We start from the raw sequence: 22887 nt of genomic DNA, 5'->3' as shown, positions 1-22887 counted from the left end.
GTTGGGCAATGGCGGCCGTTCCGGGCCCGCCGGTCCCACCCATGCCGCCATTGCCCAACAAGCCGGCGGCCCCGCCGGCCCCGCCAGTCGCTCCGACGTTCGTGCTATTGCCGCCGTTGCCGCCATTGCCCAACAGCCACCCGCCGGGCCCGCCGGCTGTGCCGACGGGTCCGCTGATCCCGTCGGTGCCGTTGCCGATCAGCGGGCGCCCGGTCAATGCCAGGAAGGGCTGGTTGATCAGGTCGAGCAGATTCTGCTGGACATTGGCGGCCTCGGCCCCGGCATATGCGGCCACACCCGAATTGAGGCTCTGCACAAACTGGGAGTGAAACGCCGAGACCTGGGCGCTCAGCGCCTGGTACTCCGATGCGTGCTGAGAAAACAGCGACGCAATAGCCGCCGAGACCTCGTCGGCACCGGCCGCCAGCAGGCCCGTGGTGGACACCGCTGCCGCGGCGTTGGCCGAGCTTATGGTCGCACCGACGCTCGCCAGATCCGTTACCGCCGTGGACATTATGTCCGGCATCGCGATCACAAACGACATCTGGAAACCTCCATCTCGCATCGCGATCAAGCTGTCGTCGCGGGTGAATGAAGATGGTAGGCGCTTCCAGACGCGAATTCGGTGTTTTAGCCGACAATTTCACCGGCATAGTTCGGCGAATCCTCGACATCCGATGGGCTACAGCCCACCAACTCGGCGCAGATCAGCGACGCAGCACCGCGCCGACGCGTTCGGCTGCGCACTCCACCGCGGCGTCGCGCGCCGCGCTCGCATCGTCTTCGGTCAGCGTGCGATCCGGTGCGCGGAACCGCAGCGCGAAGGTCAGCGACTTGCGAGCCTCGCCGATCTGCGGACCGGTGAACACGTCGAACAACTGAATGTCCTCGAGCAGCTCGCCGGCCCCTTCCCGAACGGCGTCAGCGACAGCCTGGGCGGGGACATCCGTCGACACCACCAAGCTGACATCCTGAAACACAGCCGGGAACGGCGACACCCGCGGAGCCGGCAAGGATTCCACCATGGGGATCGCATCGAGGTTCAGCTCGACCGCACAGGTGCCTTTCGGTAGGCCCGTCCGTTCGATCACGGCCGGATGCAATTGCCCAGCATGGCCGACGGAGGTTTCGCCGACGAGTACATCAGCGCACCGGCCCGGATGCCATGGCAGGTATTGAGACGACCGCAGCGTGACGTCAATTCCACTGGCGCGGGCAATGATTCGCGCGGTCTCGAAAGCGTCGGCGGCTTCGACCGCACGGCCCGGACCCCACGGGCCGCGAGGCTCGCGCAACCCGGCCAGCACTGCGGCCACGTGTTGCGGCTGTCGCGGCAGCGACGCGTTGAGCACCGCGATTTCGCCGTCTGTCGGGCGGCGGTGCACCGGGATCAGCTCGATGCCCTGAGTGCGCTCCGTCGGCTGCACCACCTGTGCGACGGCGAACAGCGCGACATCGGTCAAACCACGAGACACGTTGCGCGCCAGCGCTTCCAGCAAGGCCGGCAACAACGTCGTGGCCAGGTGCGGACGGTCGGCTTCCAACGGGTTGACCACACGCGTCGTCGCACGACGGGGGTCGTCGGCAGTCAGCCCCCACAAGTCGAAAACACCGGCCGGCAAAAACGGCGTCGGCAGTATCTCCACATACCCGGCCAGCGCCAGCGACTTTCCGATCGCGCGACGGCGCCGCTGTGCGGCCGTCAACCCCCGGCCCGCGGGAGCGGCGGACAGCACCGAAGGGATGATTTCTAGCCCCTCCAGCCGCATCACCTCCTCGACGAGGTCGGCGGGCTGCAGCAGATCGGGTCGCCAACTCGGCGGGATGACGGTCAGGGCCTCGCCTTCAACGACCACCTCCGCCCCGATCTGCGCGAGCCGCCGAGCCGCGGTACCCGCGGCGTAGCTCACCCCCGCGAAGCGGTCCGGCAGGTCGGCGTCGATCCGGATCGGCGGCATCGACCAGTCATCGACAGGCGGTTCGCCCCGCCAATCCGTGAGTGCCGAGTCAACGACTCCCCCGGCGATATCGGCGAGCAACGCGGCGCAGCGATCCAGGGCGGCCACCGAAATAGCCGGATCGACTGTGCGTTCGTAGCGCCGGGCAGCCTCGCTGGGCAAGTGCAAGCGGCGCTGGGTGCGCGACACCGCAGCCGGATCCCAAATTGCAGCCTCCAGCAGGACGTCGGTGGAGTCGGCACGCACTTCGGTGCTGGCCGCCCCCATCACGCCGCCGATCGCAGCGGTGGTGGCGTCGTCGACGATCAGGACATCGCCGGGCTCGAGTCGCCGCTCGACGTCGTCCAGGGTGACGACGGTCTCACCGGAACGGGCAAATCGCACTCCCAGGCTGCCGGTGATCCGATTGCGGTCGTGCGCGTGCATCGGGTGACCTAGCTCGAGCATCACGTAGTTGGTGACGTCCACCGCCGGCGAGGTCGCACGGATACCGCAGAGCATCAGCCGGCGCTGCAGCCACCAGGGTGATACCGCGGCCGGATCGATACCCGTCACCGGTCGCAGGGCGAACCTGCGGACACCCGTCTCGGCCTGCACCGTCAGCGGCCAGGCTGCTGCCTCGACTGGCAGCGGCGGCACGTCGGCGGGGTCGACGAATGCCAAGTCGTAGGCGCAGGCGATCTCGCGGGCCAGGCCGCGCACCGACATGCAATAACCCCGGTCGGGCGTGATCGCCAAATGAAAGACCACGTCCTCCAATCCGAGCACGGCCGTGCCGTCGGCTCCCGGTTCGGCCGTCGCCGGTGGCAACACCAGAATCCCGGAATGGTCTGCGGCCAAACCAAGTTCGGCCGCAGAGCAAATCATTCCCGCCGACGTGCGGCCGTAAGTCTTGCGGGCGGTGATGGTGAAGCCGCCCGGCAGTGTGGTTCCGGGCAGCGCCACGACGACCAAATCGCCGCGCACAAAATTCGTTGCACCACAGATTATTTCGTGCTCCGCACCGTCGCCGAGGTCTACCAGGCAAGCGCGGATCGGCTTCTTGAAGCCGGTAAGCTCCTCGATGGCGGCCACCCGGCCCACAGTCAGCGGGCCGTCGACAGGGCCGAGTGCGGTCACCTGTTCGACTTCGTGGCCAATGCGGACCAGCGTCTGCTCGAGATCGTCTGCCGGGACGTCCCAGCCCGGCGCGCCTGTCGAAACCACTTCGCGCAGCCAGCTATACGGAACGCGCATCAGGCACCCACCCCGAACGGCAACGAGAACCGGATGTCACCCTCCACCATGTCGCGCATGTCGGGAATTCCGTTGCGGAACTGCAGAGTTCGCTCCAAGCCCATTCCGAACGCGAAGCCCGAATAGACGTCGGGGTCAATTCCGGCAGCCCGCAACACGTTTGGATGAACCATCCCGCAGCCGCCCCATTCCACCCAGTCGGCGCCGCCCTTCTTGTTGGCAAACCACACATCGAACTCGGCGGACGGCTCGGTGAAGGGGAAGAAGTGCGGCCGGATACGGGTTCGAGCCAACGGCCCGAATTCGGCACGGGCAAAGGCATCCAGCGTCCCGCGCAGGTGCGCCATGGTCAGCCCGCGGTCCACCGCCAATCCCTCGACCTGATGGAACACCGGGGTGTGGGTGGCGTCGAGTTCGTCGGTGCGGAAGGTCCGCCCGATCGAGATGACGTAGACCGGCAACTCACGCTCCAGCAGCGTGCGCACCTGTACCGGTGACGTGTGGGTGCGTAACAGCTGCCGCGAATCTTCCGGCGCAATGTAGAAGGTGTCTTGCTCGCTGCGCGCGGGGTGGTCTGGAGGGAAGTTGAGGGCATCGAAGTTGAACTGCTCACTTTCGACCTCTGGTCCTTCGGCCAGCTCCCAGCCCATCGCAATGAAGGTGTCGGCGATGTGCTCGGCCAGGATGGTGATCGGATGCCGGGCGCCGGTGGGCTGCCGGGTCGACGGCAGCGTGACGTCAATGCCTTCGGCGACCAGCACCGCCGCGTCGCGTTCGGCCCGCAGCGCGGCCAGGCGTTCGTCGTAGCTGCGCTGCGCATCGCCGCGGGCGACGTTGACTCGGCGGCCGGCATCGGCACGCTCTTCTTTCGGCAACCTGCCCAGCGCTTGCCGGGCCACCGCCAGCGGCGACCGGTCCCCAAGGTGCTCGGTCTTGGTGTGCGCCAGCGCCTCCAGGCTGTCGGCTAGCGCGAAAGCCTGCTGGGCGGCGTTGACCGCCTTCGCCAATGCCTCCGGCGACAGATCGACGGGTTGATCACCCACGCGGCGACACTCTCCTTGCTGACGAGGCTAGGTATAACTGCCTGGCTCTCCCCCAAGGGGAGACACCCACCTCGGTCCGTCACCCGGCCAGCGGGCGGGCACTGACGGGCTCGCATCGACGCGGGGTGGGTTTGCGGCACGGGTATGACGCAACTGCCGATCATAAGTCATGGATGCGTCCGTTTCGGCGACGCCCACTGGATGACTTCCCGGGGTACCCGGGCGCAATGGCCTCGCCGTACGGCAGCTCGGCTACCCAACGGGCCGAGTTAGCTGCGCAGCGCCGGCGCTGCCGGCTGACCTCCTACGGACATGCCGGCGCGGCCCGCCCGCGCATCATGCTTGAGCCGGTGCGCCGCGCATAGCCTGCCAACGCGCAAGCCCAGAGGCCACGCCCGCGCCGAGGACGCCCAGGGCAACCCCGCTCGCCGATGTCGCGCTGGTGTGAGCCAACAGCAGAAAGCCGAAACCCGACGAGACCATGAGCAACACATACCGCGTCGGTGTCCAGCGAATCGGCCGATCGAACCGCATGGTCACCAACATGCCCAGCAAGAGTGAAATAGCGTGGCCGAAGTCGGTGAAATCGCCACCGGTGATCGCGGCCGCAACGCCCAGCGACGCCCACCAGCCGATCCACCCCGGCCGCCAGCGACGCGAGATCGTCGCGGTGAGTGCCCCGACTACCGCGAGAGCGCCGTAACTCATCCCGACATCGCTGACGCGGGTGATCGACCACGGCAGCCAGCCGAATTCGACCGCGCCCGCCAACGCGGCCGCTACCAGCAACGTGGCCCCGAGATGGCCGACGACGAACGCGAGGGTCAGCCGCCCGGTATGCAAGTGCAGTTCGGCGAGGGCGAGCAGACACGCCAGGCACGGGAGCCAGAAGTAGAGCGGCCCGTCGTCGATGACGAAGGCGCTGTTCCACAGGGTTCCCAGCCGACCGTGCGCCAGGTTGTGCAGATTCGTGCTGGCATGCCGAATGACCCGGTCGTGGGCATGCGGGCCAAGCATCAAAATCGCGATGCTGACCGAAGCAAGCGCTGCCAGGTAGCCCACTGTGAACCGGACCCGGCCAAGCGGGTAAAGCAGAGCCCACATGCGATAAATCATCGACATCTACTATGCCTGCGGTTCTGTTTCGGCAACGTCACCAAAAGCTGGCAACTCCTTACGAGGTTTGAGGCGGTATATGACCAAGTCCGGCGGAATGCCGGTGAGCTTGCTGGAGAACATCGGTCGACGTGCGCGCTTGGCTACGACACCCAATGCGTCCAGTTCGCTTTGCGGGATCAAGTCTAGGGTGGGACTCGATATCATGATGCCACCTTTGGTGGCGCGTTCCATAACGCGAGCGGCGATGTTGACGTCGACACCGAGCCAGTCAGCCGCCAGCCGCTGCGGCCGGCCGGTGTGGATGCCGACCCGCATCCGCGGCGTGTAGCCCGCCACTTCGACTGTGCTCAACGCCTCCCGAGCGATGAGCACGGCACGCACAGCCACAGCGGGATTGCGAAACACCGCCATGATCCCGTCACCCATCCGCTTGACGATGTGGCCGCCGGCGTCCAGCAGTGGCGGCTCGACAGCCCGGGCCACCTGGCGCAACAGCGCCAAGGTGGACTCATCACCGGCCTGCAGCGACCAGGTCGAGAAACCCACCAGGTCGGTGAAGACGAGCGTCACCTCCGGATTCACCGGGCGCCGCGAAACCGCCTCGGTCAGTGCCTGCCACACCTGCAGGACCCCCAGGCTGACTTCACGCGATGCCGCATCGCGATCCCGCAGCAGCCGGTCGGCGGCCCGTGCCGCGGCACGCGGACCGCCATCACCCGCGGTGGACAGCGGATCACCGAATTCAGGATCGCCGGGCAACAGCCGTCGCGCCCGCCGGACAAACGCCACCACGCCCGGACTGTGATTGGTGGAGCGCAGCCAGTGCGCTGGAGAACGCCGACGCGAAGCCGACGGCTCAAGCGCAGTCGCCGTCTCGTCGGGCACGCCGGACTCCCCATCGCCAGCCCCGACCTCCACCTCGCAAGGGTAGGTGGTAGTGGCTGAGCCAGGCAATCACAGGCGTGCTGCCGGCGTCCCGCCGATCAGCCCGAAAGCAGCCCGAACAAGCCCGGAATAAGGCCGCCGACCTGGGTTCCGCCCAACGCAATCGAGGTGGGTGTTCCGCTGGTCGGCGTGAGGGTAAGCGTGAACGGCTGAAGCGGCGACAGCAGCCCGCCGACCGGAACGCCAAACGCCACGTCCGTATAACCGAACCCCGACGGCGCCGGCATCGACTGCGTTATCGTGCCGTGTCCGAAAAGGAAGCTGTTTGCGACGTTTACCGGAGCAAAAAATAGTGCGCCGGCGGCGCCCAAGGGGTTCCCGCTCGATATCGCGTTGCCGAATGCGGTGGCACTATTTTGGAGCGCCGTCGTCGCAAGGTAATACGGGCCCAATGCATCAATGCCCAGTGCGAGCGGCGCGGGTAATGCGAGGGAGCCGGAGTCAAAGGCAACTTGAAGGGTCGTCAGGTCCACGGTCCCGTTGAGTGTGAGCCCCACCGGACCGAACGGGGTGTTTGTACTCAACAGCGGAACACTCACGGGAGCGGTCGCGGCCGGCGGGGCCATTGCGCCGGCGGCCGCCGTGGCGGTGGCCGTTGCCCCGGTGGCCGCCCCAATAGCCGTTGTGCCGGTAGCCGCCCCGGTAGCCGTTGTCCCGGTGACCGCCGCACCCGCCGTGCTGACGGCGGAACCGACACTCCAGCCCGAGCTCGAAGCGCTAGTTGCAGCGCCGGCCGCCGCGGTGGTGCCGCTGGACGCGGTGGGCGCACCGAAGCCTGCGCAGCTGCCCAGCAACGGGTGGCCAAGCAACGCCATAGCGGGCCCGTTCACCGCATTCAGCAGATTTTGCTCGGCGTTGGCGATCTCAGCGCAGAGGTACGCCCCCGCGCCATTGCTCAGGCTGCGGACAAACTGGTCGTGAAACGCCGCCATCCGGGCACTGAGGGCTTGGTAGTCCTGGGCATGCGTCGCAAATGCCGCCGTGACAGCCGCCGACACCTGATCTGCCGCCATCGCCACCAGCCCGGTAGTGGGCGGGGCCGCCGCCGCGTTGGCCGCGGTCATCGCGGAACCAATTTCCGCTAAATTTCCCGCCGCTGCGTTCATAATGTCCGGCGCCACACTGAGAATCGACAAAGCCGGCCTCCTTGCTTGAGTCAAGAAGAAAATCACCGAGTGGTCTGCAGTAAAGAAACTCTACTCCCAGCAATCCCTTTTTGGTTAGCCCCATTTCGGGCCTTCGGTAGCGACTGCCATCGCGCCGCACCGGCTGGAAATCACCGCGCCGGGGAGCAATACGGCCAGCACATCCCCCCGCCGGACAGTCAATTCATCCGGCCGGATCTGTACTGCGGCTCTCGACACCATTTCGGTAAAGCCATACCGTCCAGCTGATCCGCTCGGTCTCATATCGCCGCCTGCCACGTACTCGACAACATGCGGGCCGGCGCCCGTAGCAAACGGCTCGCGTGCGGAACGGCCGGGCATCGGGAGTTACGGTGAACAACCTGATCACGCGGGCGCCACGCCGCTGAGGACACCGGCTAACACCACGCGACGCCAGCTGCCGAAACCGTGGACAACGCATGTTGTCACCGTTTATCGTGGGCGCACATCGAGCGCGTGGAGGCCACGATGACTGCCACATCGACGACACCAGTCGAGCCACTCGGACCCGATTCACTGACCTGGAGATACTTCGGTGACCTGCGCACCGGAATGATGGGCGTGTGGATCGGCGCGATCCAGAACATGTATCCGGAGCTGGGCGCCGGCGTTACCGAGCATTCGATCCTGCTGCGAGAACCGCTGCAGCGGGTGGCCCGATCCGTGTACCCCATCATGGGCGTCGTCTACGACGGTGACCGGGCAGCCCAGACCGGCGAGCAGATCAAGGGCTACCACCGCACGATCAAGGGAGTCGACGCCGAGGGTCGTCGCTATCACGCCCTGAACCCGGAAACTTTCTACTGGGCGCATGCCACGTTCTTCATGCTCGTCATCAAGGTCGCCGAATACTTCTGCGGCGGCTTGACCGAGGCCGAGAAGCGCCAGCTGTTCGATGAGCATGTGCGCTGGTACTGCATGTATGGCATGAGCATGCGGCCGGTACCCAAGTCGTGGGAGGACTTTCAGGAGTACTGGGACCGGACCTGCCGGGAGGAACTCGAGATCAACCAGGCGACCCTGGACATCTTCAACATGCGCATACCCAAGCCGAAGTTCGTTCTGATGCCCACTCCCGTTTGGGACCAGCTGTTCAAGCCGCTGGTCGCCGGCCAGCGCTGGATCGCCGCGGGCTTGTTCGAGCCAGCTGTCCGCGAGAAGGCGGGGATGCATTGGACCCCCGGTGACGAGGTGTTGCTGCGCTTGTTCGGCAAGGTGGTAGAGCTGGCGTTCCTCGCGGTGCCCGACGAGATCAGGCTGCATCCCCGCGCGCTGTCCGCCTACCGCCGGGCCGCGGGCCGTACCCGAAGCGATGCCCCGCTGGTCGAAGCGCCCGCGTTCATGGCGCCGCCGCGAGACCGCCGCGGACTGCCGATGCACTACTTCCCACCGCGCGCCCGCGGCTTCGCGCCGTTCCCGCTGGAGCCGGCCCGGCTGATCATGGAGCGCGCGGGATCGTTGGTGCACAACACGCTCTCACTGGCCGGCCTGCGTCCCGCCCGCGGCCGCGGCCGGGCGGCCAGGGCCGCATGAAACGCAGACGATTCAGCGAGTGCCGCTCAATGCCCGGGCGCTTTGGTACAGGCAGATAGCCGCGGCGGCGGCGATGTTCAGGCTCTCGGCTCGGCCGGACATCGGGATGCGCACCCGGTGGTCTGCCGCGCCGGCGATCTCGGCGGACAGCCCGTGTGATTCGGGGCCGAACAACCACGCCGTCGCAACTCCCAGCAGCGGATCGGCATCGTCGAGGGACGTCTCACCGTCTATGGCAGTGGCCAGTACCTGCAGCCCCGCATCCCGCAACGACATGACGGCGGCGTGGGTGTCTGCAACGGCGACGACAGGAAGGTTGCAAATGCTGCCGGCGGACGCGCGTACACACTTGCCGTTGTAGGGGTCGACGCTGGGTCCGGCAAAGATGACCGCTGCGGCGCCCATGGCGTCGGCGATGCGGATCAGTGTCCCGGCGTTACCTGGCTCGCTGATTTCGACGGCAGTCGCGATGAGCCGCGGTGCGCGGCTCAGCACATCGTCCAGGTGAGCCGACGGAATGTCGCACACCGCGACCAGTCCCGCCGGGGTAACCGTGTCAGACAAGGCTTTTGCGGCACGCTCGGTGACCAGATGGACCGGCGCGTCATGGCCGGCCAACCAGGAATCGTGCCGCTGTGCCGCGGCCTCGGTGACAAACACCTCCCGGACCAGTCCGCGTTCCGACGCGGCCTCGACCAGGTTGGGACCCTCGGCGAGGAACCGGTTCGCGCGACGCCGGCCGACGTGGCGATGCAGTTTGACCGCGGCGGCGACCCTGGCCGAGCGTTCGGTGAGCACCGGATGCGGGCTTAAGCGGCCTCTGGGGAGGGGGCGTTGACGTCCTCGGGCAGGGCTGCGCGGGCGACCTCCACGAGCGCGGTGAACGCCGTCGGATCGGTAACCGCGATATCGGCGAGGTTCTTGCGGTCCACCTCGACACCAGCGGCCTTGAGTCCCTGGATCAGCCGGTTGTAGGTGATGTCGTTGGCGCGCGCCGCCGCGTTGATCCGCGAGATCCACAATTTGCGGAACTCGCCCTTACGCGCCCGCCGGTCGCGGTAGGCGTAGCTCAGCGAATGCAGCTGCTGCTCTTTGGCTTTGCGGTAAAGCCGCGACCGCTGCCCGCGGTAACCTTTCGATGCCTTGAGGACTGAGCGCCGCTTTTTGTGGGCGTTGACTGCCCGCTTTACGCGTGCCATGGATGGTTCCTACTCTCGTTCGGACTCGGACGTACGTGGTCAGGTACCGGCGCCAGCCGGTGCTACGGGGCGCCGGCTAACCGTTCAGCAGCGCATTGACCCGCTTGGTGTCGTTAGCCGCCACTGTCGTACGGCCTTCCAGGCGCCTGGTGCGGGTCGACGGCTTGTGCTCGAACAGATGCCGGCGGTTGGCTTTCTGCCGGACAATCTTTCCGGTCCCGGTGCGCCGGAACCGCTTCGAGGCCCCGCTGTGGGTTTTGGCCTTGGGCATTTTTCCTCAGTCCTGGTGAGTTCGGGTTTTGGCTAGCGAGTTAATTCGATACAGGTTTGATGTCGCCGCCCGCCGGTCCTTCGGGATGCCGCGCCCTGGCGCGAGTCTTCGCACCACGATGTGGCGCCAGCACCATCGTCATGTTGCGCCCGTCCTGCTTGGGCGCCGTTTCGACGAATCCGTAGTCGGCGACGTCTGCGCCCAGCCGTTGCAGCAACCGATAGCCCAGTTCGGGCCGTGACTGCTCGCGTCCGCGAAACATGATGGTGACCTTGACCTTCGATCCGGCCTCCAAAAAACGCACCACGTGGCCCTTCTTGGTTTCGTAATCGTGATCGTCGATCTTGGGTCGCAGCTTCTGTTCTTTGACGACGGTCTGCTGTTGGTTCCGGCGGGATTCACGCGCCTTCTGCGCCGCCTCGTACTTGTACTTGCCGTAGTCCATGATCTTGCAGACCGGCGGTCTGGCATTCGGGGCAACTTCGACAAGGTCGAGATCGGCATCCGCGGCGACGCGGAGTGCGTCTTCGATACGCACGATGCCTACCTGCTCCCCCCCTGGGCCGATCAAACGGACTTCAGGTACGCGAATGCGCTCGTTGACGCGGGTCTCAGTGCTGATGTGGCCTCCCTTGTTGGCTTTCTTCCGCTGCGGCCAGCGCCCAGACGCCGGGCCGGAATCAGCAGTGGAAACACCAGCCATCAGCAAAAAAACCCTGCCGAAGCAGGGCCCAATGCCGACCGATCGCGGCTCGAGAAAACTCCAGCCGCCTGCGCGACGCGCAGAACAGGCATTGCGATATGCCTGTGACCGGACCGCCTGGCCTGGAAAAGTGCCTTGCTACTTTTCGTGACCAGCGGTGGGAGTGGGACTCCACTTACTGTTCCTGGCCTTCGCCGGGATGGTCGCAGCCGCAAGTCTAACAGCCGCTTCCCCTCCCTCGGGTAACGAGCCGACCTGCGCGCCAGCCCACGCGCGTCGAGCAGTGCAATCCAGCGACCCGTCGCCAGGATTTTCCCGGTTCGAGGGAATATCCTCGCGGTTTGTGACCCTCGCAAAGCCTCGTTCGATGGAGAGCAGGCCCGTCTCGCGGTATCACTGGGTTCCCGCGGCAGCCGGCTGGACCGTCGGAGTCATCGCGACGCTGTCGCTGCTGGCGAGCATGTCGCCGCTGATTCGGTGGATCATCAAGGTTCCCCGGGAGTTCATCAACAGCTACCTGTTCAACTTCCCCGATACCAGCTTCGCGTGGTCCTTCGTGCTGGCTTTGCTGGCCGCCGCGCTGACCGCACGCAAACGGATTGCCTGGTTGCTGTTGCTGGGAAACATGGTGCTCGCCGCCTTCTTGAACGCCGCCGATATCGCCGCCGGGGGCAACACCGCGGCCCAGAACTTCGGCGAAAACCTGGGCTTCGCGGTCCACGTCGTCGCGATCGTCGTGCTGGTGCTGGCGTATCGCGAGTTCTGGGCCAAGGTGCGCCGGGGCGCACTGTTCAAAGCGGCCGCGGTGCTGTTAGCCGGCGGAACCATCGGAATCCTGGTGTCCTGGGGTTTGGTCGAGCTGTTCCCGGGATCGCTGGCACCGCAAGACCGGCTACCGTACGTGGCCAACCGGGTGATCGGATTCGCCCTCGCCGATCCCGACCTGTTCACCGGCCGGCCACACGTCTTCCTCAACGCCATCTTCGGCTTGTTCGGAGCCTTCGCCCTGATCGCGACCACCATCGTGCTGTTTCAGTCGCAACGCGCCGACAACGCACTGACCGGAGAGGACGAGTCGGCCATCCGCGGGTTGGTGGAGCTGTATGGCCAAAACGACTCACTGGCCTACTTCGCCACCCGTCGCGACAAGTCGGTGGTATTCGCACCCAGCGGCCGCGCCGCCGTCACCTACCGCGTCGAAATCGGCGTCTGCCTGGCCAGCGGGGACCCGGTGGGCGATCCCCGGGCATGGCCACAAGCCGTCGACGCATGGCTACGGCTGTGCCAGACCTACGGTTGGTCCCCCGGTGTTATGGGCGCCAGTTCGCAAGGCGCCCAGGCATATCGGGAAGCGGGTTTGAACGCTTTGGAGCTGGGCGACGAGGCGATTCTGCGGCCCGCCGATTTCAAGTTGTCCGGCCCGGAGATGCGCGGCGTGCGCCAGGCAGTGACCCGGGCGCGCCGGGCCGGATTGACGGTGCGCATCCGGCGACACCGCGACATTTTGGCGGCGGAAATGGAGCAGACCGTTGCGCGTGCAGATGCCTGGCGCGACACCGAAACCGAGCGCGGGTTCTCGATGGCGCTGGGCCGCCTCGGCGACCCGGCGGACTCTGATTGTTTATTGGTCGAGGCGCTGGACCCGGACCACCAGGTGGTGGCGATGCTGTCATTGGTGCCGTGGGGCACCACCGGCGTCTCGCTGGACTTGATGCGCCGCTCGCCCGAATCGCCCAACGGCACCATCGAACTCATGGTCAGCGAACTTGCTCTGCACGCCGAAAGCCTTGGCCTGAGCCGTATCTCGCTGAATTTTGCGATGTTTCGCTCCGCCTTCGAGCAGGGCGCGCAGCTTGGTGCCGGGCCGATTGCCCGGCTATGGCGTGGGTTGCTGGTCTTTTTTTCGCGGTGGTGGCAGATCGAAACGCTCTACCGGTCCAACCAGAAGTATCAGCCCCAATGGGTGCCCCGCTACGCCTGTTACGAGGATGCGCGGTTGATACCTAAGGTGGGCGTCGCCTCGGTGATCGCTGAGGGCTTCCTGGTACTGCCGTTCAGCCGTCGCAATAAGGCACACACCGGGCACCATCCGGCGGTACCGGAACGGCTGGCGGCCAGTGGACTGTTGCATCCCGACGGCTCGGCGCCGGATCTCGTCGAGCTGCAGCAGGTGGACCTCACCGACGACGACGAAGTACGGCATCGCCTGCCGGAGCAGGTCCGGGTTCGACTGAACAAACTGAAGGCCTTGCGACGCAACGGCATTGATGCTTATCCGGTCGGCCGGCCGCCCAGCCACACGGTCGCACAGGCGCTGGCCGCAGGCGATGAGGCCACTTTGTCGGTGTCGGGGCGCATCCTGCGGGTACGCCACTACGGTGGCGTGTTATTTGCGCACCTGCGCGACTGGACCGGTGAAATGCAAGTGCTGCTGGATAATTCATGCCTGCAGCAGGGCCGCGCCGCCGACTTCAACGCCACCATCGACCTTGGTGACCTGGTGGAGATGGCGGGGCACATGGGTTCCAGCAAGCGTGGCACCCGTTCACTGATCGTGACCAACTGGCGCCTGATCGGCAAATGCTTGCGGCCGTTGCCCAACAAGTGGAAGGGGTTGACCGATCCGGAGGCCCGAGTCCGGACGCGTTATGTCGACTTGGCGGTCAACGCCGAGTCCCGGGACCTGCTCACCGCACGCAGCGCGGTGTTGCGCTCCGTCCGGGAAACGCTATTCGCCAAGGACTTCATCGAAGTCGAGACGCCGATCCTGCAGCAGGTGCATGGCGGAGCCGCCGCCAGACCCTTTGTCACGCACATCAACAGCTACTCCATGGACCTCTTCCTGCGCATCGCACCGGAGCTGTATCTGAAGCGGCTGTGCGTCGGCGGCGTGGAACGGGTATTCGAACTGGGCCGGGCCTTCCGCAATGAGGGCGTCGACTTCAGTCACAACCCGGAGTTCACTTTGCTCGAGGCCTATCAAGCGCATGCGGACTACCTGGTCTGGCTGGACAGCTGCCGCGAGCTCATCCAGAACGCCGCCCAGGCCGCCAATGGTGCACCGATCGCGATGCGGCCCACCGGCAACGGGGGCGTGCAACCGGTGGACATCTCCGGTGTGTGGCCAGTCAAGACGGTCCACGACGCGGTTTCCGAGGCCCTCGGTGAGCGCATCGACGCCAACACCAACTTGGCGACGCTGCGCAGGTTGTCCGATGCGGCCCACATCCCCTTTCGGGCACAGTGGGACGCCGGCGCCGTGGTCCTCGAGCTGTACGAGCACCTGGTCGAAAACCGTACCGAGCGGCCGACGTTCTACATCGACTTCCCTACGTCGGTGTCGCCGCTGACACGGCCGCACCGCAGCAAGCTCGGAGTCGCCGAACGATGGGACCTGGTGGCCTGGGGCATCGAGCTCGCTACCGCCTACAGCGAGCTCACCGACCCGGTGGAGCAGCGGCGTCGTCTGCAGGAACAATCGCTGCTGGCGGCCGGTGGCGATCCCGAGGCGATGCAGCTCGACGAAGACTTTCTGCAAGCCCTGGAATACGCGATGCCACCGACCGGCGGGCTGGGTATGGGCATCGACCGGGTAGTCATGCTGATCACCGGACGCAGCATTCGCGAGACGCTTCCATTTCCGTTGGCCAAGCCGCATTAGGCCGGTCCGGGTCTCCCAGCTAACACACAGCGAACATTCGATGAACACGTTCCCGGATGGTTAACAAGCGATCACAATAGTTCCTGTGACAGCGTCGACGGCGTATCTTGCGCAACCGCTGGCCAGTGCTCACACCTCGCTCATGCACGGCTGGCTGCCGATCGCGGTCCAGCTGGTCACCGCGATCGTGCTGCTGCTGGCAATCGGATCGCGGTGGCGTCGGCTGCCCGCGGCGACGGCCGTGGGCGGCGCGACGGCCTGGGTGACCGGGTGGTACCTCGGCGGTCTTGCCAATGAGCCGGCCCCCGCTGCCCTCTGGGTGTGGGCCGGTCTGACGGGTGTGGCCGCGACAGTGCTGGTCCTGGGCTGGCGCAGCGCGCGCTGGTGGGGTCGCGGCGCATCGCTGACGGCGGTGCCACTCTGCGTGCTCAGTGCGGCGCTGGCGCTCAACCTCTGGGTGGGCTATTTCCCGACCGTTCAGGCCGCGTGGAGCCAGCTCACCTCGGGTCCGCTGCCCGATCAGGCAGACCCAGCCAGCGTTACCGCGATGGCGGGCAAGGGGCCGCGGCCGTCGCACGGCAGCGTGGTGCCTGTGACCATCCCGGCCACCGCATCACACTTCAAACATCGTGGGGAACTGGTGTACCTGCCGCCCGCGTGGTTCGCGAGTGATCCGCCCCCGCGATTGCCCGTCGCGATGATGATCGGCGGGCAGTTCAACACCCCTGCCGATTGGGCGAGAGCGGGCAACGCGGTGCAGACGGTGGACGAATTTGCCACCGCTCACCACGGCAATGCGCCTGTGCTGGTCTTCGTCGACTCCGGTGGCGCGTTCAACAACGACACCGAATGCGTCAACGGAAGACGCGGCAACGCGGCCGATCACCTGACCAAAGACGTTGTGCCATATATAATTTCCAAATTCGGCGTCAGCTCACAGCAGCGCAACTGGGGCGTTGTGGGCTGGTCGATGGGCGGGACCTGCGCAGTGGATTTGACGGTGATGCACCCTGATCTGTTCAGCGCATTCGTCGACGTCGCCGGCGATTTCTACCCGAACGCGGGAAACAAGACCGAAACCATTGCCAGGCTGTTCGGCGGCAACGCCGACGCCTGGGCCGCGTTCGATCCGACCACGGTGATCACCCGGCATGGCCCGTATACCGGGGTTTCGGGTTGGTTCGCCATCTCTGTTCCCGGTCAGCCGGCGGCACACCGGGATACTCCGATTGCCGACACCGCCGCCATGCGGATGGCCGGGCGCGACGCCGCCGCCAATCCGAGCAACCAGACGGCTGCCGCCAATGCGCTGTGCGCGCTGGGCCGGACCAGCGGCATCGACTGCGCGGTGATTCCCCAACCGGGCAAGCACGACTGGCCATTTGCCGACCAGGCGTTCGTGCGGGCGCTGCCCTGGCTGGCGGGGCAGCTGGCCACTCCGGAGGTGTCTCGGATTCCGTTGCCAGGCACCGGCGGTGCTACCGCACAAGTTGTCACGGCCGGGCGGTAGCCGCGTTGCCGTCGGTCGCGGGGGTCCGACGGGCAATATTCGCGCGGCACTGCAATCCTTGGAGCGCGTGGACGCGCTGGGCGAGCACACCGCTGGTACTGGTCCCGATATGGACGCGGCGCTGGAGTCACGCGGCGGTGATCGGAATGTGGCTGGCGCTCAATCCGGTTGTCTTCGGCAAGCCGAAATATCATCGAGCCTGGGCAACGCGGGCGATGTTGGGCGAGGAACTGTGGGTCACCGAGCGTCCGCCCGACGCGGCGATGCTGGTCAGCGCGGTGGCATCGGCCGTTTCGCTGTGCGCGGTGTTCGCCGCCCGTCGCCGCCGACTCAAGCCCGCGGTGGTCGCGACCGCGCTGCAAATGACGCTGACCATGGTGTATTGGAACCAGATGGTGCGCTATCTCGATCGCCGGCGCGGCGGTGACACACAGCCGCAGTAACGTGGCGGCATGCCCGACCAACCATCAGCCGCCGACTCGTCCGACCCCGGATATGACCCCGCCGGAGTCCCGACCTTCGAATCGGTCCGCGAGAAGATCGAGTCTCGCTACGCGACGGCGATGGGCGCTGCCGAACTGGACGCCGAGACGAACGAGGGCCGCACCGTCGAGGAACAGTACGAAAAGCGACAGCGCGCAGCGGCCGAGCGCCTGGCTGAAATCCGTGAATTGATGCACACCGATGAGTGAGACGACGCCCGGGTGCAGCACACGGGCTGATACCGAAATCTCAACTGCTGCTAGGTTTTCGGGCGCCTTGGCAGCCGATTAAGTGTCGCGGCCGGGCTGTGCTCAGGCGCTGACCTTCCGTCGGCGGTTCGACCGGGGTAGACTCGCCGGCGCACGCTCGACGACCTCGGCCAGAAACGTTCCGGTATAGCTTTCCGGCACTGCGGCGACCTCCTCCGGAGTGCCCTGGGCGACAACGGTTCCGCCGCCGGCACCACCCTCCGGTCCCATGTCGATGATCCAGTCCGAGGTCTTGATCACGTCGAGGTTGTGTTCGATGACGATGACCGTGTTGCCCTTGTCGACGAGGCCGTTGATCACGTTGAGCAGCTTGCGGATGTCCTCGAAATGCAGCCCGGTGGTTGGTTCGTCGAGGATGTAAATGGTGCGGCCGGTCGAGCGTTTCTGTAACTCCGAAGCCAGCTTGACCCGCTGGGCCTCGCCGCCGGACAGCGTCGGCGCGGGCTGGCCAAGCCGGACGTAGCCCAGGCCGACGTCGACGAGCGTCCGCAGATAGCGGTGAATGCCGGTGATGGGTTCGAAGAACAGCGCCGCCTCCTCGATCGACATATCCAGCACCTCGGAGATGGTCTTGCCCTTGTAGTGCACCTCGAGGGTTTCCCGGTTGTAGCGTGCGCCCTGGCACACCTCGCAGGGCACGTACACGTCGGGCAGGAAGTTCATTTCGATCTTGATGGTGCCGTCACCGGTGCAGGCCTCGCAGCGACCGCCCTTGACGTTGAACGAGAATCGGCCCGGCTGATAACCGCGGACCTTGGCCTCGGTGGTGGCGGCGAACAAGGTGCGGATCTTGTCGAATACCCCGGTGTAGGTGGCCGGATTGGAGCGTGGGGTACGCCCGATCGGCGATTGGTCGACCCGCACCAGCTTGTCCAGATGGTCGAGCCCCGTCACCCGGGTATGCCGGCCGGGGACTTGCCGGGCCCCGTTGAGCCGGTTGGCCAACACCGCGGCCAGGATGTCATTGACCAGGGTCGATTTGCCCGAACCGGAAACACCGGTCACCGAGGTCAGCACACCGAGGGGGAAAGAAACGTCGATGCCACGCAAGTTGTGCTCCCGCGCACCGACGACGGTGAGCTGACGACGCGCGTCGACGGGTCGGCGGATGGCGGGAACATCGATGCATTCCCGGCCGGACAGATAAGCACCGGTGATCGAGTTTTCGTCAGCCAGCAGCTCGCCGTAGGGTCCGCTGTGCACGATCCGGCCACCGTGCTCGCCGGCACCCGGACCGATGTCGACGATCCAGTCGGCGTGCGCAATCGTGTCCTGGTCGTGCTCAACAACGATCAGGGTGTTGCCTAAATCCCTTAAGCGGGTGAGGGTTTCGATGAGACGACGGTTGTCGCGCTGATGCAGGCCGATAGACGGCTCATCGAGCACATAGAGCACGCCCACCAGACCGGAGCCGATCTGGGTGGCCAGCCGAATGCGTTGCGCCTCACCGCCGGACAGGGTGGCCGCCGCGCGCGACAGCGACAGGTACTCCAGCCCGACATCGAGCAGAAAGCCCAGCCGCGACTGGATTTCCTTGAGCACCTGCCCCGCGATCGCCTGCTCGCGCGGACCCAGCGTGAGCGCGCTGAGAAAGTCCGCACAATCGGAAATGGACAGATCACAGACTTCGGCGATGGATTTCGGGCCGCGCTCCTCCCCGGAACCCCCAGCCAGCGTCACCGCCAGAATCTCCGGCTTGAGGCGCGTACCGTCACACACCGGGCACGGCACGTCGCGCATGAAGCCCTCGTAGCGTTCCTTCATCTGCTCGGACTCGGTCTGCGACATCTTGCGCTGCAAAAACGCCAGCACGCCTTCGAAATCGGCGTAGTACGACCGGGTGCGGCCGTACCGGTTGCGGTAGCGCACGTGCACCTGCTCGTCACAGCCGTCCAGAATTGCCTTGCGCGCCTTAGCCGGCAGCTTGCGCCACGGAGTGTCAACGTCGAAACCCATCGCCTCGCCGAGCCCGGCCATCATGCGGGTGAAGTACTCCGCGGTGTGGCCCGTCGACCACGGCGCGACTGCGCCGCCGGCCAGGGTGCGATCCGCATCGGGCACCACCAGGTCCGGGTCGACCTCCTTGCGGACGCCCAGGCCGCTGCATTCCGGGCAGGCGCCGTAGGGCGAATTGAACGAGAACGAGCGCGGCTCCAGGTCGTCGACGGCCAGGGAGTGTCCGTTCGGGCAGGCCAGCTTTTCGGAAAACCGTTGCTCGCGGGGCCGGTCATGCTCTTCCCCCCCGCCATCGGGGAACTCCAGCACCACAATGCCGTCGGCCAGGTTCAGCGCGGTCTCCACCGAATCGGTGAGACGCTGTTTGGCGCTGGCTTTGACGGTAAGACGATCCACCACCACCTCGATGTCGTGCTTTTCCTGCTTTTTCAGCTTCGGCGGATCGGTCAGCGAATGCACTACTCCGTCGACCCGCACCCGGCTGTAGCCCTGGGCGTTGAGCTTGTCGAACAGGTCGGCGAACTCGCCCTTGCGGGTGCGCACCACCGGCGCCAGCACCAGGAACCGGGTGCCCTCCGCCATGGCCAGCACCTGGTCGACGATTTGCTGCGGCGTCTGACGCGCAATTCGCTCTCCGCAGACCGGGCAGTGCGGCGTGCCGGCACGTGCGTACAGCAGCCGCAGGTAGTCGTATACCTCGGTGATCGTGCCGACCGTCGATCGCGGGTTGCGGTTGGTCGACTTCTGGTCGATGGACACCGCGGGAGAAAGCCCCTCGATGAAGTCGACGTCCGGCTTGTCCATCTGTCCCAGGAACTGACGGGCGTAGGCCGACAGCGATTCCACGTAGCGGCGCTGGCCTTCGGCGAAGATGGTGTCGAAGGCCAGCGAGGACTTACCGGACCCGGACAGCCCGGTGAAGACGATCATCGCGTCGCGGGGTAAGTCGAGGTCCACGCTGCGCAGGTTGTGTTCGCGCGCACCCCTGACGATCAGGCGCTCAGCCACCCAAGCCCTTTCACTGATGAGGTCCTTCGGGTTCCTGCCCCAAGGACGGAGTCCGCCTCCCATGCTATGTGCCCATACCGACAAGCAATCGGCGACCAGTAACGTGACCGCTATGACCCGCGCCGACGACGAACATGCCGGCGCGGCCGGAACCGAGAAGGGGCGCTGATGACTGTCGTCGACGACAACTACACCGGGCATGTCGACCCGGGGACCGCGGCCCGACGCACCCTGCCCGGCGCCACGATCCTCAAGGCTTCGGTGGGACCGATGGACAACAACGCCTACCTGGTCACTTGTTCGGCCACCGGCGAGACGCTGCTGATCGACGCCGCCAACGACGCCGAGGTCCTCATCGACTTGATCCGGCGTTACGCACCGAAGGTGTCGTTGATCGTCACCAGCCATCAGCACTTCGACCATTGGCAGGCGCTGCAGTCGGTGGCCGAAGCTACCGGCGCCCCCACCGCCGCCCACGAAATCGACGCCGAAGCGTTGCCGGTCCAGCCCGATCGTTTGCTGGCCAACGGCGATTCCATCCAGATCGGCAAGCTGACGTTCGACGTCATCCACTTGCGCGGGCACACTCCGGGGTCGGTGGCACTGGCCCTCGGCGGTCCCGCCACCGGCGAGGCCACGCAGCTGTTCACCGGCGACTGCCTATTCCCGGGAGGTGTCGGCAAGACGTGGCAGCCAGGCGACTTCACCCAGCTGCTCGACGACGTCATCACCCGGGTGTTCGACGTCTACCCTGACTCCACGATCATCTACCCCGGTCACGGCGACGACACCGTCCTCGGCACCGAGCGCCCTCACCTCAACGAATGGCGCCAGCGCGGCTGGTGACCGCCGTTTCGCGCTGACATGCGGGCAGAACAAGGCCCCAAGGCAGCCCAGCAGGTGACCTTGTTCCCTCGTCTGACCTGCGAGCCCAGGCGCAGAATCGGCACAAGGCGCGGCGTGAAGTTTGTTGCCGAGCATGGCGCGAAGGAATGGAGCTCCGGCGATGTGGGCACCGTCATCTGTCCCGTTCTCCGTGTGGCGCAAGATCGCCATGGCTACCTGGCGTCCCAGAAAGGATCCGATCATCTGGGCGACGGCCGACATCGATGCGTCGCGGCTGCTCGACTACATCGCTGGCGTCCGCGAGGCCACAGGCCAGCACGTCACCCCCGTGGATCTGGTAGGCAGGGCGGCGGGCAAAGTCGTCGAAACGCTGCCCGGCCTCAACGGCCGGGTTGTGTTCGGCAGTTTTCTACCGTCTCCGACAATCGACTGCTTCTTCGTCGTGTCCCTGCGCACCGACGTGGTCACCGGATTGGAAGCGGCCAGAACTGATCTCTCCGGCGCCGTCGTGCGTCGCATCAACGAGAAACCGCCCTGGGTCATCGCCACGGAATTGGCCGATCGTGCCGCGCAGATCCGGCACAACGACGATCCTCAGTTCAAACAGGCCAAGGCCATGGTCAAAGGCCTCCCGCCACTGTTGCTGCGCCCGGTCATGGATGCCATTGCGTTCATCACCGAAAGCCTGCAGTTGCCCGTCCCGTTCCTCGGGCTCGAGGCCCGGCCCTACGGTTCGATACTCGTCAGCAACGTAGGCACCTACGGCCTCGACACGGCCGCTGCCCCATGGCCGACGTTCTGTCAAGTGCCATTCGGGATCCTGATCGGCGCCGTCACCGACAAGGTGCTAGCCGAAGGCGGTCAACCGGTGGTGCGTCCGGTGCTGCCGTTGACGATCGGTCTGGACCACCGGTTCATCGACGGATATCAGGCGGCGACGATGGCCCGGGTGTTTCGCCAGTATCTCGAGGATCCCGCTGCATTCGATCCGGTCCCCGCCCTCACGCAACCGCGCAAGACGCGCCAGTCCGCCGCCCGCCGCAACGGGAAGCGGCCGGCGATGGCGTAGGCGCGCATTTCGCCGACAGCAGGAGATGCCATGGAGCTAGCGCAGAAGCGAGTCCTCATCACAGGAGCTTCGCGAGGCATCGGAGCAGCGCTCGCCCACGCTTTTGCGGGTGCCGGGGCAACCGTGGCGCTCGTCGCGCGGACCGAAGGGCCACTTCAGGCGCTGGCGGTCGAGCTCGGCGGTTCTGCTCACATTGCCGACCTGTCGGACCCCGGCCAGGTCGCAACCTTGATTCGCCGCGTTGAAGACGAAGTCGGGCCGATCGACGTCCTCGTCAACAACGCGGGCATCGACAACAGCACGGGAGGCTTTGCTGACGCACCCGAGGACGATGTGCGAAAGGTAACGCAGGTCAACTACCTCGCCCCGGCCGAATTGTGCCGGCAGGCCATCCCGCGAATGCTTCACCGCGGCGTCGGCCACGTCGTTAACGTCTCCTCGATGGGGGGCTGTGTCGCGCTTCCGGGACTGGTGTCCTACTCGGCTTCCAAAGCGGCTCTTTCGCATTTCACCGCGGGCCTAAGAGCCGACCTTCGCGGCTTGCCGATACGCACCACCCTCGTGGAACTGGGGCCGATCCCCACCGACCTGCTGGCCCATACCGAGCATTACCCGCCGACCGCTGATTCCTTCGGCCGCCTTTACCGGCTGCATCTCATGGTCGACGTCCCGCGCAAGAAAGTTGCCGACCAGGTCGTCCGGGCGGTACGGAAAAACCGGAAACACGTCCGGCTGCCCCGACGGGCGGCCGTCTTTGCGATGCTCGCCGAGACTCCTAGACGCACTGCGGAACTCGTTCTCACCGGCATCGCGCATCAACCGAACCAGTCAGCACGGTCGCCGGCGGCGTCCACATTCCGATGAACAAGCGCCGACCGTGAATATCGTCGCCGGAGCGCCCCGCTGGCTCGC

At 65.9% G+C, this 22887-nt stretch carries 19 protein-coding genes; 8 read left to right on the top strand and 11 right to left on the bottom strand.

Translation table 11 applies throughout. The annotated features are described in order from the left end of the window. The 6 genes from EET13_RS13165 to EET13_RS32285 all read right to left on the bottom strand — a co-directional run. Positions 1 to 544: PE family protein (locus EET13_RS13165; RefSeq protein ID WP_136623155.1), on the bottom strand; the 544-nt coding region annotated here is incomplete at its 3' end. A gap of 163 nt (positions 545 to 707) precedes the next feature. Next, positions 708 to 3194, bottom strand: a complete 2487-nt coding sequence (gene pheT / locus EET13_RS13160; protein WP_122442687.1) for a phenylalanine--tRNA ligase subunit beta — start codon at positions 3192 to 3194, stop codon at positions 708 to 710. Continuing rightward, entirely contained in the window at positions 3194 to 4237 is a 1044-nt protein-coding gene (gene pheS, locus EET13_RS13155; protein ID WP_122442686.1) for a phenylalanine--tRNA ligase subunit alpha, read from the bottom strand. The genes pheT and pheS overlap by 1 nt, the downstream gene beginning before the upstream one ends. Positions 4238 to 4573: 336 nt before the next feature. Next, positions 4574 to 5353 (bottom strand): rhomboid-like protein, encoded by a 780-nt coding sequence (locus tag EET13_RS13150; RefSeq protein WP_122442716.1) that lies wholly within the window; start codon positions 5351 to 5353, stop codon positions 4574 to 4576. Positions 5354 to 5362: 9 nt separating this feature from the next. Next, positions 5363 to 6274 carry an adenylate/guanylate cyclase domain-containing protein gene (locus tag EET13_RS13145; RefSeq protein ID WP_211189065.1) on the bottom strand — a complete coding sequence of 304 codons (912 nt, stop codon included), beginning with the start codon at positions 6272 to 6274 and terminating at the stop codon, positions 5363 to 5365. 65 nt (positions 6275 to 6339) lie between these two features. Next, positions 6340 to 7437 (bottom strand): PE family protein, encoded by a 1098-nt coding sequence (locus EET13_RS32285; protein ID WP_280177689.1) that lies wholly within the window; start codon positions 7435 to 7437, stop codon positions 6340 to 6342. A gap of 498 nt (positions 7438 to 7935) precedes the next feature. Between EET13_RS32285 and EET13_RS13135 the strand changes: the two genes are divergently transcribed. After that, entirely contained in the window at positions 7936 to 9000 is a 1065-nt protein-coding gene (locus EET13_RS13135) for an oxygenase MpaB family protein (protein WP_122442715.1), read from the top strand. A gap of 12 nt (positions 9001 to 9012) precedes the next feature. Here the strand turns inward: EET13_RS13135 and EET13_RS13130 are convergent, their stop codons facing one another. From EET13_RS13130 to infC, 4 genes are all read right to left on the bottom strand, one after another. Then, a complete protein-coding gene (locus EET13_RS13130) occupies positions 9013 to 9798 on the bottom strand; it encodes a TrmH family RNA methyltransferase (RefSeq protein ID WP_122442684.1) in 786 nt (261 codons plus the stop codon). 11 nt (positions 9799 to 9809) lie between these two features. Further along, positions 9810 to 10199 (bottom strand): 50S ribosomal protein L20, encoded by a 390-nt coding sequence (gene rplT / locus EET13_RS13125; RefSeq protein WP_122442683.1) that lies wholly within the window; start codon positions 10197 to 10199, stop codon positions 9810 to 9812. Between the two features lie 76 nt (positions 10200 to 10275). Continuing rightward, positions 10276 to 10470 carry a 50S ribosomal protein L35 gene (gene rpmI / locus EET13_RS13120; protein WP_122442682.1) on the bottom strand — a complete coding sequence of 65 codons (195 nt, stop codon included), beginning with the start codon at positions 10468 to 10470 and terminating at the stop codon, positions 10276 to 10278. Between the two features lie 40 nt (positions 10471 to 10510). After that, entirely contained in the window at positions 10511 to 11092 is a 582-nt protein-coding gene (gene infC / locus EET13_RS13115) for a translation initiation factor IF-3 (RefSeq protein ID WP_122442714.1), read from the bottom strand. Between the two features lie 448 nt (positions 11093 to 11540). Between infC and lysX the strand changes: the two genes are divergently transcribed. The 4 genes from lysX (at position 11541) to EET13_RS13095 (ending at position 17036) form a co-directional block, all read left to right on the top strand. Continuing rightward, the gene (lysX, locus tag EET13_RS13110) at positions 11541 to 14834 is read left to right on the top strand and encodes a bifunctional lysylphosphatidylglycerol synthetase/lysine--tRNA ligase LysX (RefSeq protein ID WP_211186423.1); all 3294 of its coding nucleotides are present in this window, start codon (positions 11541 to 11543) and stop codon (positions 14832 to 14834) included. Positions 14835 to 14976: 142 nt separating this feature from the next. Next, positions 14977 to 16344 (top strand): alpha/beta hydrolase, encoded by a 1368-nt coding sequence (locus tag EET13_RS13105; protein WP_122442713.1) that lies wholly within the window; start codon positions 14977 to 14979, stop codon positions 16342 to 16344. 5 nt (positions 16345 to 16349) lie between these two features. Beyond that, positions 16350 to 16787: a DUF6653 family protein gene (locus tag EET13_RS13100; protein WP_122442680.1), complete on the top strand. Its 438-nt coding sequence runs from the start codon at positions 16350 to 16352 to the stop codon at positions 16785 to 16787. A 9-nt stretch (positions 16788 to 16796) separates the two neighbouring features. Continuing rightward, positions 16797 to 17036, top strand: a complete 240-nt coding sequence (locus EET13_RS13095; RefSeq protein ID WP_122442679.1) for a hypothetical protein — start codon at positions 16797 to 16799, stop codon at positions 17034 to 17036. 102 nt (positions 17037 to 17138) lie between these two features. On the opposite strand, the gene uvrA is transcribed toward EET13_RS13095, so the two are convergent. Beyond that, positions 17139 to 20060 carry an excinuclease ABC subunit UvrA gene (gene uvrA / locus EET13_RS13090; protein WP_122442678.1) on the bottom strand — a complete coding sequence of 974 codons (2922 nt, stop codon included), beginning with the start codon at positions 20058 to 20060 and terminating at the stop codon, positions 17139 to 17141. Positions 20061 to 20228: 168 nt separating this feature from the next. Between uvrA and EET13_RS13085 the strand changes: the two genes are divergently transcribed. From EET13_RS13085 to EET13_RS13075, 3 genes are all read left to right on the top strand, one after another. Beyond that, complete coding sequence (locus tag EET13_RS13085; protein ID WP_122442677.1) at positions 20229 to 20906, top strand: MBL fold metallo-hydrolase; 678 nt, start codon at positions 20229 to 20231, stop codon at positions 20904 to 20906. A gap of 160 nt (positions 20907 to 21066) precedes the next feature. Further along, positions 21067 to 21975, top strand: a complete 909-nt coding sequence (locus EET13_RS13080; RefSeq protein WP_168991279.1) for a 2-oxo acid dehydrogenase subunit E2 — start codon at positions 21067 to 21069, stop codon at positions 21973 to 21975. Between the two features lie 30 nt (positions 21976 to 22005). Then, a complete protein-coding gene (locus tag EET13_RS13075; protein WP_122442675.1) occupies positions 22006 to 22839 on the top strand; it encodes an SDR family NAD(P)-dependent oxidoreductase in 834 nt (277 codons plus the stop codon). The last annotated feature ends 48 nt before the right edge of the window (positions 22840 to 22887 follow it).

Source organism: Mycobacterium attenuatum (genome assembly GCF_900566085.1).
In the GTDB taxonomy this organism is placed as follows: domain Bacteria; phylum Actinomycetota; class Actinomycetes; order Mycobacteriales; family Mycobacteriaceae; genus Mycobacterium; species Mycobacterium attenuatum.
The sequence above is the reverse complement of the archived record's forward strand: the minus strand, read 5'-3'. Positions and strand labels throughout refer to the sequence as shown.